General features: G+C 68.8%; 17 protein-coding genes and 1 pseudogene. 8 read left to right on the top strand and 10 right to left on the bottom strand.

Features of this window, described 5'->3' with window-relative positions:
* Window positions 1-26: 26 nt before the first annotated feature.
* Window positions 27-182 (bottom strand): annotated as a pseudogene (locus tag FCI23_RS63325) (GIY-YIG nuclease family protein); the annotation flags it as partial.
* A gap of 219 nt (window positions 183-401) precedes the next feature.
* Between FCI23_RS63325 and FCI23_RS42950 the strand changes: the two are divergent.
* A complete protein-coding gene (locus FCI23_RS42950) occupies window positions 402-707 on the top strand; it encodes a hypothetical protein (RefSeq protein ID WP_211265709.1) in 306 nt (101 codons plus the stop codon).
* Window positions 708-719: 12 nt separating this feature from the next.
* On the opposite strand, the gene FCI23_RS42955 is transcribed toward FCI23_RS42950, so the two are convergent.
* From FCI23_RS42955 to FCI23_RS42970, 4 genes are all read right to left on the bottom strand, one after another.
* Window positions 720-1,142, bottom strand: coding sequence for a helix-turn-helix domain-containing protein (locus tag FCI23_RS42955; RefSeq protein WP_136729492.1), 423 nt, complete (start codon window positions 1,140-1,142; stop codon window positions 720-722).
* A 405-nt stretch (window positions 1,143-1,547) separates the two neighbouring features.
* Entirely contained in the window at window positions 1,548-2,510 is a 963-nt protein-coding gene (locus tag FCI23_RS42960) for a hypothetical protein (protein WP_246144617.1), read from the bottom strand.
* A gap of 271 nt (window positions 2,511-2,781) precedes the next feature.
* Window positions 2,782-2,916 carry a DUF397 domain-containing protein gene (locus FCI23_RS57290; RefSeq protein WP_246144618.1) on the bottom strand — a complete coding sequence of 45 codons (135 nt, stop codon included), beginning with the start codon at window positions 2,914-2,916 and terminating at the stop codon, window positions 2,782-2,784.
* Entirely contained in the window at window positions 2,873-3,787 is a 915-nt protein-coding gene (locus FCI23_RS42970) for a helix-turn-helix domain-containing protein (protein ID WP_136729505.1), read from the bottom strand. The genes FCI23_RS57290 and FCI23_RS42970 overlap by 44 nt, the downstream gene beginning before the upstream one ends.
* Before the next feature lie 142 nt (window positions 3,788-3,929).
* On the opposite strand from FCI23_RS42970, the gene FCI23_RS42975 reads away from it, so the two are divergent.
* The 7 genes from FCI23_RS42975 (at window position 3,930) to rpmG (ending at window position 10,112) form a co-directional block, all read left to right on the top strand.
* Window positions 3,930-4,427: an ATP-binding protein gene (locus FCI23_RS42975; RefSeq protein ID WP_136729494.1), complete on the top strand. Its 498-nt coding sequence runs from the start codon at window positions 3,930-3,932 to the stop codon at window positions 4,425-4,427.
* Between the two features lie 350 nt (window positions 4,428-4,777).
* The gene (locus FCI23_RS42980; RefSeq protein ID WP_136729495.1) at window positions 4,778-5,512 is read left to right on the top strand and encodes a WXG100-like domain-containing protein; all 735 of its coding nucleotides are present in this window, start codon (window positions 4,778-4,780) and stop codon (window positions 5,510-5,512) included.
* A complete protein-coding gene (locus FCI23_RS42985; protein WP_136729496.1) occupies window positions 5,509-6,336 on the top strand; it encodes a nucleic acid/nucleotide deaminase domain-containing protein in 828 nt (275 codons plus the stop codon). The genes FCI23_RS42980 and FCI23_RS42985 overlap by 4 nt, the downstream gene beginning before the upstream one ends.
* A gap of 66 nt (window positions 6,337-6,402) precedes the next feature.
* Complete coding sequence (locus FCI23_RS42990) at window positions 6,403-6,948, top strand: SUKH-4 family immunity protein (protein WP_246144621.1); 546 nt, start codon at window positions 6,403-6,405, stop codon at window positions 6,946-6,948.
* Window positions 6,949-7,129: 181 nt separating this feature from the next.
* Complete coding sequence (locus tag FCI23_RS42995) at window positions 7,130-7,975, top strand: nucleic acid/nucleotide deaminase domain-containing protein (RefSeq protein WP_136729498.1); 846 nt, start codon at window positions 7,130-7,132, stop codon at window positions 7,973-7,975.
* Window positions 7,972-9,780, top strand: coding sequence for a WD40 repeat domain-containing protein (locus FCI23_RS43000; RefSeq protein WP_136729499.1), 1,809 nt, complete (start codon window positions 7,972-7,974; stop codon window positions 9,778-9,780). The genes FCI23_RS42995 and FCI23_RS43000 overlap by 4 nt, the downstream gene beginning before the upstream one ends.
* A 167-nt stretch (window positions 9,781-9,947) precedes the next feature.
* On the top strand, window positions 9,948-10,112 hold the full coding sequence (rpmG, locus tag FCI23_RS43005) for a 50S ribosomal protein L33 (protein ID WP_136729500.1): 165 nt from the start codon (window positions 9,948-9,950) through the stop codon (window positions 10,110-10,112).
* 77 nt (window positions 10,113-10,189) lie between these two features.
* Here rpmG and FCI23_RS43010 read toward each other — a convergent pair whose 3' ends face one another.
* From FCI23_RS43010 to FCI23_RS43030, 5 genes are all read right to left on the bottom strand, one after another.
* Window positions 10,190-10,984, bottom strand: coding sequence for a family 1 encapsulin nanocompartment shell protein (locus FCI23_RS43010; protein WP_136729501.1), 795 nt, complete (start codon window positions 10,982-10,984; stop codon window positions 10,190-10,192).
* Window positions 10,981-12,048 carry a Dyp-type peroxidase gene (locus FCI23_RS43015; RefSeq protein ID WP_136729502.1) on the bottom strand — a complete coding sequence of 356 codons (1,068 nt, stop codon included), beginning with the start codon at window positions 12,046-12,048 and terminating at the stop codon, window positions 10,981-10,983. The genes FCI23_RS43010 and FCI23_RS43015 overlap by 4 nt, the downstream gene beginning before the upstream one ends.
* Before the next feature lie 313 nt (window positions 12,049-12,361).
* Window positions 12,362-13,129, bottom strand: coding sequence for a bestrophin-like domain (locus FCI23_RS43020; RefSeq protein WP_246144619.1), 768 nt, complete (start codon window positions 13,127-13,129; stop codon window positions 12,362-12,364).
* A 37-nt stretch (window positions 13,130-13,166) separates the two neighbouring features.
* The gene (locus tag FCI23_RS58735; RefSeq protein ID WP_211265710.1) at window positions 13,167-13,955 is read right to left on the bottom strand and encodes a hypothetical protein; all 789 of its coding nucleotides are present in this window, start codon (window positions 13,953-13,955) and stop codon (window positions 13,167-13,169) included.
* Window positions 13,956-14,040: 85 nt separating this feature from the next.
* Window positions 14,041-14,337 (bottom strand): FAD-dependent oxidoreductase, encoded by a 297-nt coding sequence (locus tag FCI23_RS43030; RefSeq protein ID WP_265737819.1) that lies wholly within the window; start codon window positions 14,335-14,337, stop codon window positions 14,041-14,043.
* Window positions 14,338-14,469 lie beyond the last annotated feature (132 nt).

Here is a 14,469-nt window from a genome sequence, read left to right on the forward strand (position 1 = left end):
CTGCCCATCGGCACGCGATTGACCCTGCGTGGCGCGAATTCCTGGTGCAGTTGGGTTTCCAAGCCAACCGCGTCCTTGCTGAAGATCAGGGCGTGGACGTCGAACCGGAAAGGAACCGCGGCCCCGCTCAGTCCGTAGACCCGCTCCAGGGGCCGAAGATGGGCAAAGCACCCCCAAAGGATCGGCTACTGCGCGATGATCCCGCTGTGACTCCTGATCCACGTGACCGCCGCCGGTCCTCGCCGCGGGCTGCGGCGGCGACGCAGGTGAGGACCGGCCCCTCCAGCGACGATGCACATGAGGTGGTGTACTTCCGGCGGCACTCCGACGACGATCCCCAGCAGATCTCTCCAGGGCGTGCGTTCTTGCGTGATGTGTGCCCCCTCAAGGTGCGCTCGACCATGCGTTCAGTTCTCGCCGCTGTGGCCGCGGCGCCGCCGAAGCGCTTCGCCGGGGGAGGGTACTGGGAGGCTATGAAGGGAGACATGGCCAGCTGGTACGAGGTGCGCGTCGACGGGCCCCGACGTCATCACTACCGTCTGTTCTGCTTGCTGGACTACGCGGCGGAAGGGGTCGAGAAGCCGTTGCTCGTCGTGGTCACCGGCTTGGACAAGCCGTTCCGCACGGTCCTGTCGGATGGGGACTACCAGGCGGTGCGGGATCTGGGCGAGGAGTACCGGAAGCGGAATCCCCGCTCAACGCAGTGACAGCACGCTGAGCTAGGCGGCGGCACCTGAGCGAGATTTCGTGCTCCGCAGCTTGCTGAGGTGCTTGGCGAGCGCACGAGTGTCTGCTGCCCGCCCTTCCAGCAGTGGGGCGGTCACCGACTCCCGCTCGGCTGCTGGAAGCGGCTCAAGGGTGATCCGCATTCCCAGTGCGGCCGCCACCTCAGCCAGTGTGCCCAGCGTTGGGTTGACATGCCCCGCTGAGAACAGCCGCCGCACGACAGCGGGCTCAGCACTGATCGCGCGAGCCAGCGCGGCCTTGGAGAGATCTGCCGCGTCACGTGCCTCGTCCAGCGCGTTCACGATCCGGTCGATGGTGGCAATGCGGATCGACTCAACCACGTAATGCCGAAGGAACTCAGGGTCCTGCAAGTCCTCTGCGAGGTCTTCCCAGAAGGCGCCGTGCTCGGTTGCCATTGGTGTCTCCCCTCCTCCCTTAGTCCGTCGATGAAGAGCGTACCAAATAAGTTACGCGCTGGCTAGGATTGAGCGTGCGTCGAAGTGTGAATTTCATCGCGTTTTCGCTGGTCAGAGGCCTGATGGCGTGGGGCTTGGCAAGCTGGCTGTCGCGCTGCCAAGCGGGGGTCCCTTCTCCTGTGAAGCACGACGAACCCCCAGGTCAGAGCCATGTGGCCAGCAGTCGACAGGGAGCCGACAATCCATATGCCAGCGATGCCGCAGCTGCGCTGCAAGGACACGAAGAACGTCCGGGTGCCCCGCCGGCAAGCGAGACCAAGCTGTTCCAGCGGGCCTCCTTCTTGGACGCGCCCAAGCCGGGCCAGCCACTACTGCGGCTCATGACAGACGACGACAGCGACACCTTCAGCAAGCCGTTTGCAGGCGATCGGCGTGAATGCTGGCCGGGCCTGCGGTGGTCACGCCGTTGTCGGGAGGGCAGTCGCGGCAGCGGCCGGGTTCCGCTCCGCGGAAGGCGCGCTCGCAGCCGCCGTCGCAGGTCTGCCAGGGCAGGACGGCCGGTGCGGCGACCGGGTCGGGCGCGGGGAGGGGCGGCTCGCTGAGCCGGAAGGCCAGGAGGCGGGCCGGGCGGGACTGGATGTGGTCCGGGAGCCGGGTGGTGAGCAGATCGGTGAGCTGGGCGGCCCCGACGCCTGCCGCGAGCCACCGCGTGACGGTCGGAGCGAGCTGGGCGACTTCGCGTGCGGAGAGGATCAGCCGGGGATCGACGATACGCAGCGAGGCGAGGATGACGACCGCCTGCGGATCGGCTTCGGCGAGTGAGGGCGGGGACGCGGGTGCAAGAAGGGGCTTGGGGGTCGGCGCCGCCCCGGTCTCCGGCGTCGTCGGGGCGCTGCGCACGGGTTCCGGTGCCGGTGGACGGACCGGCGTAGGCGCCGGCCGGGGTGTCTGCGCGGGTGCCGCCGCCGCAGGCCTCCGAGGACGCGGTGGCGTGGGCGGTGGCGGGGTGGGCAGGCCCCGGCCCGGTACGTCGTAGAAGTAGGTCCGGGTGCGGATCAGGCCGCCGGGCCCGCGCTCGCGGCGGCGCTCCAGGTAGCCCGCTTCCTCCAGCTCCCTGAGCGCCCGCGAGATCAGGATCTCTCCCTCGGTGAAGTGCTCGCACAGCGCGGCGATGCTCACGGACGCGCCGTCCGGCAGCGAGAGGATGTACGCCGCGACGCCGACCGTGACCGCGCTTCCGCGCCGCTGCGCGAGGGCGTTGGCGATCACAGTGAAGTCGGCGGTGAGGCGGGTACGGACATGGATCACACCGGAGCTCGGTGCTCCGGCGTCGGCGCGCAAGGGCGCGTTAGACTGCGGTCCAGCCATCGGGAAGGTTTCGCTTCCTGGTCGGTCAGGCCCTCGTTCGGGATTCGCCGTCCCGGCGGGGGCCGTCTTCTGTCTGTGGTTGTTGCGGCGAACCTAACCGCCCGAATCCCGCCCCCGCAAGCCAGTCACCCTTGCGGGTGACGTGGGGGAGGGGAGGGAGGGTAGGTGGTTCTTTCTCCCGGTTCTTTAGGGAGGCGCGTGGCCCGCCGGACCCCCGCACACGAGGGTCCGGCGGGGCCGGGAGACCGACCGCAGCCGGTTCCCGGCCAGGTCAGATGCGGTGGCCGGCCTTCAACTCGCCTATGAAGGCTGCCCAGGACGCAGTCGGGAAGACCAGCGCCGGGCGTTGGGGGTCCTTGCTGTCACGGACGGGCACGACGCCGGGGAATCCGTTCGCCACCTCCACGCAGTCGCCCCCCTCCTGATTGCTGTAGCTGCTCTTGCGCCAGTCGGCGCCGTTCAGATCGGGACGGGACATTCGCTCCACGGTCATTGCCCTCCATCGCGGATCGGATCATGTCGAGCGACATGAGCGGGGGCAGGGCTACTGCCCGCAGCCGATCGTAGGTCACCGTGAAGCGCTTGACCTCTGCCGGATCCTCGATGAGTTGGCCGTAATGGGCACCTTCCGTGTAAGCGACCTCGGTGCCGTTCGGCAGTGTCAGAACTGTCAGGGACCCGCCCATCACGTCGTGCTCGCCCTGGTCGAACGGCAGTACCTGCACGGTGATGTGGCGTTCGGCGGCCGCCTCCAGCAACCTGGCCAACTGCTCCCGCATGGCAACCCGGCCGCCGACCGGACGTCTCAGCACGGCCTCGTCCAGCACGACCCACAGGCCGGGACGATCGGATGAACCGAGCCGTTCCTGCCGCCCCAGCCGTGCGGCGACCCGCTCCTCCAACTGCTCCTCACTTTCGAGCGAGAGGCCGACGCTCAGCACAGCCCGCGCGTAGGCCTCGGTCTGCAGCAGACCGGGCACCACATGCGCCGCGTACTGTCCGATGGACACCGCCCGCTCCGAGTACGCCATGAACGCCCGCGACCAGTCCGGGAACGCCTCCCGGTACACGTACGGCCACAGATCCACCAGCAGGTTGTCCGCCCCGAGGACGGCGTCGAGTGCACGCGCCAGCTCAAGCGTCGGTTTGGCCCCGGAGGACCGCTCGATCTGGGTGATCCGGGTGCTGACCACATGTGTTTTCCCGCCCAGTTCGGCCTGGGTCAGCCCGGCGGCCGTACGGAGTCTGCGGACCCGTGAACCGAACAGCGCTGCCATCGACGATCCGGGGTCAATTTCCTTGGCCAAGGCGTCACTTCCGTTCCTTACGGGGTGAAAGGTAAGGCTTCGTCACCTTTCGAGCGTAGGCCAGTCGGACGATTCTTGAGCACAGAACGTCACGACAGATCAACGGACTGGGATGGGCGACACCGTGCTCAAGACACTGACCACGCCGGACGAGGACCCGAAGTGGGAACACCACGCGTTCGCCAGGCAGTTCGCCTCATCGACCCGAAAGGCGCAGCTCGCCCGGCGGCTCGCCGTGCAGCACCTGGGGGAGTGGGGCTATCCGCCCGCGTCGGACACCTCCTGCACCGTTGCCCTGCTGGTCGCGGAACTCACTGCCAACACCGTACGCCACGGCCACGTCCCCGGCCGCGACTTCCACCTCCGTCTTGCCTTCGAGGCCCGGAGGCGCACGATCCGCATCGAGGTCTCCGACGCCTGCCCGGACCAGCCCCCGACCGCTTCCCCGGTCCCCTCCCTCGACGACGAATCAGGCCGTGGCCTGCTCCTCGTCGACATGCTGGCCACACGCTGGGGTGCAACTCCTCGTGTCCCCATCGGCAAGACGGTCTGGGCGGAAGTGGCTGCGGAGTCCGTCAACTGCCCTGTGAGGCGAGCAGGTTCGCGGTAACCGGGCTACCAGTCGCGCAGCCGGAACAGACCCAACCGCCTTGACGCATCGGTCCTCCCCGACGCGACGAAGTGGGAGGGAGCGATAGGCGAGCCCCACCGATGTACATGTGCCGGCTCCGGACGGTCGTCCGGGAGATCCTGAACGGACGGGCCAGGGCCTGGGGCGCGGTTCCTCTGCTGGCCAGGCCGTTGCCCAGAGGTGTCGACCGCACACGGCGGGCCCGCGTTCCGGGCCCGGTCCGGGGCAGAGGGAACGTTTCGTTACCGAAGCTTTGCCCGCCACCTGTCGCCAGCGGACCGGCCGCGCGCAAGTCTGGCCAAGGCCATGACTTGACGGGGGCATGCACTGTGGCGATCGAACTACCCTATGAAGTTGTCTCGTTGCTTCAGTTCATCGGCATCAACTGGCCGAATGTGAACGAGGACAAGGTCCGCGAGTTCGCTACCCATGTGCGTGACTTCGCCTCGAAGGTGGACGAGACCCACCAGGACTCCACGGCCACCATCAAGAAGATGGCCGATGTCTACCAGGGCGCTTCCTACGACGCCCTGCTGGCCAAGTGGGGGCAGATGTCCTCCACCCACATGTCCGAACTGGTCACGGCCTGCCACACGGTGGCCACAGCGCTGGACGCCGCAGCCGACGTCATCGTCGCCATGAAGGGCGTCGCCATCGCCGAACTCGTCGCCCTGGCGGTTTCGTTCGTGGCCGACCAGGCGGCTGCCGTCGCCACCCTCGGACTGGCCGAAGCCGCCGAGTTGCTGATCGTGGAGGCGGCCGAGAAGGCGGTTGACTACCTCGAACAGCAGTTGGAGCAGTACATCCTCGGCGAGGTCATCGAGGCTGCCATCAACCCACTGGTCGAGGTTGTCGGCCGGGCGGTGAGCGGTCTGATGTTCCAGACCGCCGAGGCCGCCCTCGGGGTCTCCGCCGATGGCGGCGCCGGCGGCGCCGGGACCGGCTTCTCCATCCACCCGGAAGAACTCCACGGCCGCGCGGAGTTGATGCACGGCCACGCCGAGAAGATCGCCTCCCACGCTGCAGAGTTCAAGGTCAAGGCGGCGGGGGTGAGCTTCGAATGACCAACAAGATCGTCCAGGCGCTGGAGCACGGCGCGGGGAAATTGGCCAAAACCCTGGGCGAGGACACCGGCAAGGCCGTCAAGGACCTTTATCACGACACCGGAAATCGGCTGAAGCGGGTCGCCGACAACCATCTGGAGAACGACGCCAAGCACGCGGCGGAGCTGGAGAACATCGCCAAGCGTCCCCGGCTCGAGGAGCCGCGCGTCTACCACATGGCCGATGACGGGACCATTCGCCGGCTGCACCCTGACCGCTCCCACTCCGACCTGACGGACGAGGACAGGGCGAAGCTCGGGCTTGACGGCACGTCGATCGGACGCCCGGCCAAAGGCGAACAGAACGCCAAACTCAAGAACAAGCAGGAAGGGCGGACCAACCCGCGGCCGCAGGCATCGTCCCAGGAGGTTCCCCTGGGCAGCACTGACCTTTCCCGCGCCACCCAGCTCGGCCGCCACGCGGACAACAGTTACGGTACTCGGAACACGGACGGGACATTCACAAGCAACAACTACGCGGCTGCGAGAGTCCGCAGCGCGGACGGTAGCGGAGACTTTCTTCTCGTGGCCCGCAGTAATGGACGCCGACATTCGGAACGAATGATCGGAACGCCGTTCCTGAGAGAGGGGGAACCGGCCCGAATACGTGAACTCTATACGGAACGAGAACCCTGTTCCGACAAGGCCAACTGTAGTTCCTGGATGGCGGAGAGATTCCCGGGAACACAGGTGAGCCATAGCGTCGAATATGGCGACAAGGCGTCAAGAGAGCAAGGAAACACCCTCATGAGGTCCTACCTTGACCAGCTGCAACTGAGTAGATAAAATTCCGCATATTATTATCTACCTATGACAGGACCGGAGCGTATGAGCAGCCCCCTCAACCGCGACATGCTCGAGGCCGTGTTCGAGCCGGATGAACTGATCACATCGCCGGAGAGTATTCTCGGACCCGTGACGAACGCAGACGCCAGGGAGGTGCTGCGGACGCTGGGAATTCCGGTCTGGGAGAACCCGTGGTTCGACTTGGACGCCGGGATCGGCGAGCGGCTGGAGCGGGTCGCGGAGTGGGACTGGGAACTCTCCGACCGTTTCGACCAGGTCCCGCCGGGTGCGGACGGCTGGATCGGTCTGGGGCTTTTCCCCTACGACGATATCGCGTTCGACCCGGACAGTGGGAAGGTCTACTGCCTGCCCCAGGACGATGAGATCTATCTGGTGAACAGCAGCCTGCGATCCTTTGTCCACTTCCTGTATCTTCTCAAGGCCGAGAGCCCGAACTACGAGTGGGAATCCAACGGAACGGCCGAACTCGAAGCCACGCGTCTGCGTATCCGGGAGACGATGGCCTCCGTGGACCCGGCCGCTCTGGAAAACCCGGATTCCTGCTGGTTCGAGGTCCTCATGTATATCGTGGACCCCGAACACCACTACTGACAGGAAGAGCGCGTGAGCACCTCTCTCGATCTCAGTCGCGAAAAGATTGAGGCCGTATTCGAGTCGGACGAACTGGTCACCGTCCCGGAGAGCAATCTCGGGGCTTTGTCGGACGCGGACGCCTCACGTCCATCGTGGACCCGGAATACGATTACTGACCCGCCCAAGGAGCGCCGACCCGGTGACTGACCCGGTGACTGATGACGGACCACTGCGGACCTTTGGACCGAACGACCCCGAGGACCCCGGAAGTGCGCCCACCCGCCTCCTTGCCGGGATCTCCGTACCGGGGCAAGTCGGCCCCTATTTCGCCACCCGTGACGACGACCCGGTACCGCTGGGCGAGTACGCCGCCGCGACCGGCCACGGTGTCGCCCGTGAGGAGTGCGCGGCCTGGGCGCGGCTGGGCGGCGACAGCGGCTTCGAACTGTGCGCCGACACCGAGGGCACGGTATGGGCGGTGCTGCTGGACTTCGACGAAGCCCATCGCTTCGTCAACTCCTCGCCCGAAGCCTTCGCCTCCGGCCTCGTGGAGCTGCGCGAGGCCCTGCGCGTCATCCTGAGCACCGATCAGCCGCAGACCGCCTCTTCGGCCTTCGACAGGCTGACGGAGCGGCTGCGGGCGGGTGATCCGCAGGCGCTCGCGGAGCGGGAGAACTGGTGGGCCCTGGTGCTCGACGACATCCGCGACACCGCGAGCGTCGAGAACTACGCGGCCTTCGAATACCTCGACGCCACAGACGGCAAGCGGATCGTCACCCAGTCCGGCGCGATCGCCCTGCACCCCGAGGAACGGCTGTGGGCCGGTCTGAACGCGGCCGGAGTCGAACCGGAGCAGGTCCTGCGCATCCACACCGACCTGGAACCCTGCTTCATGCCCGGCCACTACTGCTCCATGTGGCTGGCACAGGTCTTCCCGCACGCCGAGATGACGCACAACTTCCCCTACGGCGAGTCCGCCGACTCCCGAGCCGAGGGCATCCGGCGACTGCGCGAAAACGCCGACGGTCGGGCGGCCGGACAATGAGCACCGTTTCCGCGCCGGGCGGTCCCGATGTCACCGCCTGGCCGCCGCGGGAAGGAGTCACGGCAGCCCACGGACGGGCAGTGCTGAACTGGGCAGCCGGCACCTCCCCGGGGCACCCCAGGGTCTGCCTGGTCCGGGGTGCCAGGGGCAGCGGCAAGAGCCAGTTGCTGGCCTGGTTCCTCATGGGCTCGGCCGGCCACCCCCGCACCACCGTTCACGCGACGGTCCTTTCGGCAGGACTGTTCACGGACGCCTTCGCCTGGGAACTGAGCCGGCAACTCGGCTACGGCCCGCTTTCGCCGGCTCGGCTGCTGGACCGCCTCACCGTCGATCAGCGGCCCCTGCTGCTGCTCGTGCCAGACCTCCACCGCTCCGGGCGCGGCCCCGCGGACCGCCCGCCGGCCCATCCGGCGACCCTGGTCCAGGACCTTCTCCTCCCCCTGCTGGAGCTTCCGCAGACCCGCGCCATCGTCGAGGTCGGGGACAGCGGCCTCCTCGACGGCTGGGCGCCCGCTCAACCCGCCGAACCCGCCCGACCTGCCGAACCCACTCTGACCATCGACGTCGGCGACAAACCGTTCGGGAACTTCGCGGAGCCGTCGGAAGGCGACGGCGACCTCACCGCACAGCTCCGCCGCACCTCCGACGGCCGCCCGCTCTGGGACCTGGCCCCGGAGGCCGTCCGCGAACACGCCCTCGACCAGACGCTGCTCGCCCCCGACTCCGTGCACGCCGTCCGTGCGCTGCTCACCGACCCGGGGTTCCTGCTCCACGGCTCCCCTGTGTCCATCGCGGCCTGCCTGGCCGACGAGCGCATACCGGCCCCGCCGGGGTTGCGGCAGACCTGGCGGCTGGCGGCTCCCCAGCTGTCGGACCCCGAGCACAGCGCCGCCCAGCGCGCCGCCCTCCTGCACGCCGCCGCGCTGGGCGCCGGCCCCGCCCTCGCCCGCTATCTACTGCCCCTCGCCGAAGGCCACGTCTTCACGGCCGTCTGGTCCCGGCCGGACGCGGCCCTGACCGCCCTCGCACCCGTACCCGGCGGACCAGGGGACGGGCAGGGGGAACTGCTCGCAGCCGACCCGCTGGGCGACCTCACCCTCCTCGACGCGGCCACCGGCCGCAGCACCGCCGCCGTGCCCGTCCCCTCGTCGAGCACCGCGCGCCCGCAGGGCATCGCCGTACGCCACGACCGGTCGCTGCTCCTGCTCACCGACTCCGGCGCCCTGTACCCCGCCGGGGAGGACCCCACCGCCGTCCTCGGCCACATCGCGGCCCACCACGGGCAGGCCGCCCTCAGGAACCCGGACCTGCGGCCCTCCGCCCTCGGCCAGTGCCCCCACGGCGGAATCACGGTCATCGGCGACGAACAGGGAAACGCCCACGTCTGGAGCATGGAAACCCCGCAGACCGTCCCCCACTCCCGTGCCCTGCACTCTGCGCCCGTAACCGCCGTGGCCTGTCTGGCCCAGCCCGACGACCAGCACACCCTGGTGATGAGCGCGGCCATGGACGGCACGGTCCGGCTCTGGGAAACCTCCGCCGACCCCATGCCGGCCCCCGTCGAACAGCGCCCCGCCCTCGTCACTGCCATGGCTGCCGCCCAGACCGCCCACGGCCCCGTCCTCGCCGTCGCCTGGAGCGACGCGACGCTCCACCTGTGGCAGATTCTCACCGGCCGCGTCCGCCCCATCCCTCTTCTCGTACCGTGCCGGGCTCTCGCCCTCTCCCGTGACTCCCGCCTCACGGTCGGCGGGCCCGAAGGCGCCTACGCCCTCAGGCTCGACACCGCGCGGCTCTGGGACTGACAGGCCCCTTCGGTCGGCGGCGGATGCCCGGAAGGATCGCAGCATGCCCCCAGCGGGAATGCGGCAGGGGGGTACGGCGTTACGGTGAGCAGAGAGCCAACGAAAATGGATCCCATCCCTACTTACGGGGGCAGGATCCAGGCCTGATCCTCTGGAGGCCCCGCCCCATGGCACGAACTGAGACCCGCCCCGTCATTACCCTGCGCTCCACCGCCGGCACCGGCCACACCTATGTGACCCGTAAGAGCCGCCGCAACGACCCCGACCGCCTGGTCCTGCGCAAGTACGACCCCACCGTGGGCCAGCACGTCCTCTTCCGCGAAGAGCGCTGACCCCGTCCGCACCGACGTCGAGAGTCGCTACGCCGCCTCCCCCGGACTCCTGGGGGAGGCTTTCGGTTTGCCATGGATCAGGTCAGGGCCACCGCCGCCTCGCTCGTGTGGGCGAGGAAGGTGAAGGACTCCTGGAGGTAGAGCTCGACGCTCGTCGCGTCGTGGGACTGATAGCCGATGGACAGGTCCTGGCCGATGTGGAGTCCGAAGTCGCCGCCGCGGGTGGTGAGCAGGAAGGCGCCGGTGATGGCGGGTGCCCAGATGATCTCGCCGTCGATAAGGCGGGCGAGGTGCTCGTGGATGGGGTAGCCGTGGTCGGAGGTCTCGTTGACGGCGGTGTATGCGTCGGCGCTGAGCGCCAGGGAGTACGGGCCGTCGACGCCGGCCAGGCGCAGGGCGGTGATGGCCTGGCTGACGCTGTCGGGGTAGTCGAGGGGCTCAGCGGGCAGGGTCAGCGGGGCGTTGCTGGAGGCGGCCCGGATGCCGGCGACGCCGGCGGCGGGGTATCCCTCGAAGATCGTACGGTCCTCGGCGAAGGCGGTCAGGCGGGCGGCGTCCTTGGCGGGCTGCCAGTCGGGGTCCTTGGCGCCGCGTTCGACGTCGTCGACGGCCTCGCGGTCCACGGTGAAGGGCACCCTCAGCTCGACCAGCGGCTGGGACCGGCGCAGCCGGGCGGTGACGCCCTCGGCGGGCGGATCGACCGGTGAGGTGTGCCCGGTGGAGATCGCGGCCAGGGTGCTGTCGGCCGGTTCGGGTACGTCGACGAGCCTGCGCCCGGCGAGATGGCGGGTGAAGGTGCGGCGGACCTCGGCCTCCAGGTCGGCCCAGGCGGCGTCCGAGACGGGCGCCAGCTCGCGGTGCAGATTGTTCATCGAGGGGTACTCCTCTTCAGGTCGCCGATACCAAGGGAGCCGTCGGCTGCCACCGGAACGACTGGGGGTGCCACCGGAACGACCGCGGGCTGCTCTTCCGGGGCCCCGGCCTCCGGTGCGGGAGGCGGGTCGTCGAGGAAGTCGGCGGTGGGGACGTGGAACAGACTTCCGGTGACCGGGGTGGAGAAGTCGAGCAGCCGGTCGTGATTGCCCGGGGGATCACCGATGAACATGTTCTCCAGCATCCGCTCAATGACGTCCGGGGTGCTGGAGTAGCCGATGAAGTACGTGCCGAACTCACCGGTCCCGGCAGCGCCGAACGGCATGTTGTCGCGCACGATCTGCCGTTCGGTGCCGTCGGGGTCGGTGATGGTGTTGAGTGCGACGTGCGAGTCGGTCGGTTTGACGTCGTCGGGGAGTTCGATGTCGGAGAGCTTGGTGCGGCCGACCGCCCGTTCCTGTGTCTCGACCGGCAGCGCGTTCCACGCGGTCAGGTCGTGCAGGTACTTCTGCACGATGACGTAGCTGCCGCCGGTGAAGTCCGGATCCTGCTGCGGATCGCGGGCGCCGATCATGACGGCGGTGCTCGCAGCGGGTCCGGTGGGGTTCTCGGTGCCGTCGACGAAGCCGAGCAGATCGCGTTCGTCGAAGTACTTGAAACCGTGCACCTCGTCGCAGACGGTCACCGCGCCGCGCAGCCGGTCCATGATCTGGGACGCCAGCTCGAAGCAGAGGTCCATCTGGCCGGCCCTGATGTGGAAGAGCAGATCCCCCGGGGTCGCGATCGCGGTGTGCCGGGCGCCGGCCACTTCCCGGAAGGGATGCAGCTCCGCCGGGCGCGGGCCGCTGAACAGCCGGTCCCAGGCCGCGGAGCCAATGCCGGTGACGCAGGTCAGCGTCCCCTCCTGAATCCGGAAGCCCACCGCGCGCACCAGCCCGGCGAGGTCGGGCAGCAGCTCCCGCACGACGGGCTCCGCGCCTGGGTCGATGGTCACGACCAGGAAAACGGCCGAGCCGGTGAGCGGGCTCAGCACCGCCTGCGGGACGGGCGGCTGCTCGGTCATGACACGCTCCTGACCCTTGACGGGGAGTTACCGAAGTAGCACGCGTCATGATCCCACCGAACGCCTCGGCTTTTTGTGACGTCCTCGATGATCCGCGCGGGCGGCCCAGCCGTCTTGGGAAGCGGCATCTGGTCATGACCTCGGGCTACGTTCTCCATCCAGCATCCCAGCGGGCACCGACAACCGCATCGCATGATGGAGCGAGATCCCGGTGACCTATGGGCAGGCATCTGGCTCGAAGCCGTCAGGCTCACCGTGTGACGTAACCCGGCCCGGCCCGGCGTACGGGGCGCGACGCCGCCGAGCGGCGATATTAGCCGTCCATCTGCCGGAAGCGCGCTTCGGCGAAGGAGAACGCGGTGGGCCGTACCGCGAACGGCTTCTGGAAGGCGTGGTTGAGCTGCGCCGTCAGACAGATGGCGAAGGCCACCGCCGCACCCGTGAAGCACAGCGCCACCAGGTGGCGTGGTGTGGCGGTGAGCCCGAGAACCACCGGAAAGGCGATCAGGAAAATACCCGCGACCAGCAGGGCCAGCCAGGTGATCAGCGGCATCCCCGCCCTGACCTGTGCGGCCCGGTCGGCACGCGTCTGGTACACGGTTCCCAGAGCGGACTGGGCGGCGGCCTTCGCGGTCTGCTGGTCAGGCCGTACGGCGGACGCCACGCCGACCGCCGCCCGCACGTGGTCCAGCGCGCTCCACGCCTCCGGGCTGGTGTGCCCTTGGGCGAGGGCAGCGAACTCAACGTTCCGCACCTCTTCGGTGTACTGCCTCAGCAGGCCGCGTACCTTCGTGCGGTCGGCGTCGGCCAGGCCGCCCGCCGCCCAGTAGGTGTCTGTCAGCGCCCGGGCCTCGTCGTAGGTGCGGGATCGCGCGGTGCTCAACGCGGACCAGCTGCCGGCTACCTGAAAGCCAGTCAGCAGGATGAATGAGCTGAGCAGCACGCTGCTGATCAGGGACAGCGCCTGACCGTTGAACTCACTGGTGGCCGCGCGTCTTCCGCTGCCGAGGAGCCTGCCGAGGACGAGTGCGACGGCGACGCCACCGAGCGTGCACAGGACGCTGACGAGATACATGGACATGGAACTCCGATGGCTGCCGTGGCAGGGAGGGTGGTGGTCAGTGACGGCGGTTGACGAAGCGGGGCAGAGTCGCCGCGAGCACGGCGGGGAGCAGTACGGCCATCATGGAAAGCAGCCACCACCGCCCCGAGTCGTCGGGCCGCGGATCGGGTGCCTCTTGCGCGATGGGCGGATTGAGCCGGATCCCGGCGGGCGCCGTGGGACGCGAGACGGGTGCGGGGGCCCGGGGACCGCTGGGCGGGGCGGGTACGAAGGCGGCGGAACGCGGCGGCGGTGCCGGGCGGGCGGGGCGAGGGTGGTGCCTCGGCGGGGCCGGCGCCGGTGGGCCTGGTGTCGGGCGGACGGGGGGAGGCGGTGGCGGGGCGGGGGTCGGCGGCTTCGGCGGGACGACCGGCGGCTTCGGGGATTCCCGTGTGCAGGGGTCGCCCACATCGATGCTCAGCCGGGTCACCGCGGAGACCGGGTAGTACGTCCCCAGGCCGATGGACTGCCGGATGCGCACGTCACCGACGCAGACCACCGCGGAGAGCCCGCAGCCGACCGTATCGGCGCCCAGGTGCCGGGCCGCGGTGGATGAACACCCGACGGACACGTGGGCTCCCCACGGGAAGGGACGGATCCGGCTGTCCGGGCCGTCCCGCTCTGCCGACGCCGGCACCATCGGGCCCCGTGCACGCGGCGCGGCCGACGCCTGCCTGGTGAAGGCCGCCGTGATTCCGATACCCAGCACCGCGCCGGCCAGCACGGCGGTCGTGAGGCGTCGCCGCCGGGTGGAGGCGGTCCACGGCGTGCGGCGTGCGGATTCCTCCAATGCCAACAACCTCACTTCGATTCCTCACTCTGCGACACTCTGCGGCCGGACGGTGGTGAACGGCTGCCGTGGGGAACCAGCCGCCGTTCACCACCCGGGCTCAGCGGTCGTTGACTTCCAGGCTGGCCCGCACCGCGCTCTCCAACGCCCCTTCGATCCAGGCGGGTTTCAAGCTGGTGTGTTCTCCGGCGAAGTGGATCCGGCCTTCCCTGGTCCGGGTGGCGGGGTGGTGCTCGTGCAACTGGCCGGGGGTGAAGATGACCGCCTCCCCGAGCGCGTAACGGGCCCTCGCCCAGGACTGGGTCGCTCCCGACCCGGTGAAGTTGTCGAAGACCTGGCGGCCGAACATCCTTGCGAGATTGTTCAGCGCGAATGTGTACCGCTCCCCCTCGGTCAGGGAGTGGCGCTCTCAACTGGTCAGTGCATCGTGAGATCATGATCACTTTGCGCTGAACCGGAGGTTGCGGCAGTTGAGTCAAGGGAACCCGCTGTGCGTGCAGGAACGCGAGTCCATATTGCGCGGTCTGGC

Origin of the sequence: Actinacidiphila oryziradicis (assembly GCF_005047355.1) — a bacterium.
Lineage (GTDB): Bacteria > Actinomycetota > Actinomycetes > Streptomycetales > Streptomycetaceae > Actinacidiphila > Actinacidiphila oryziradicis.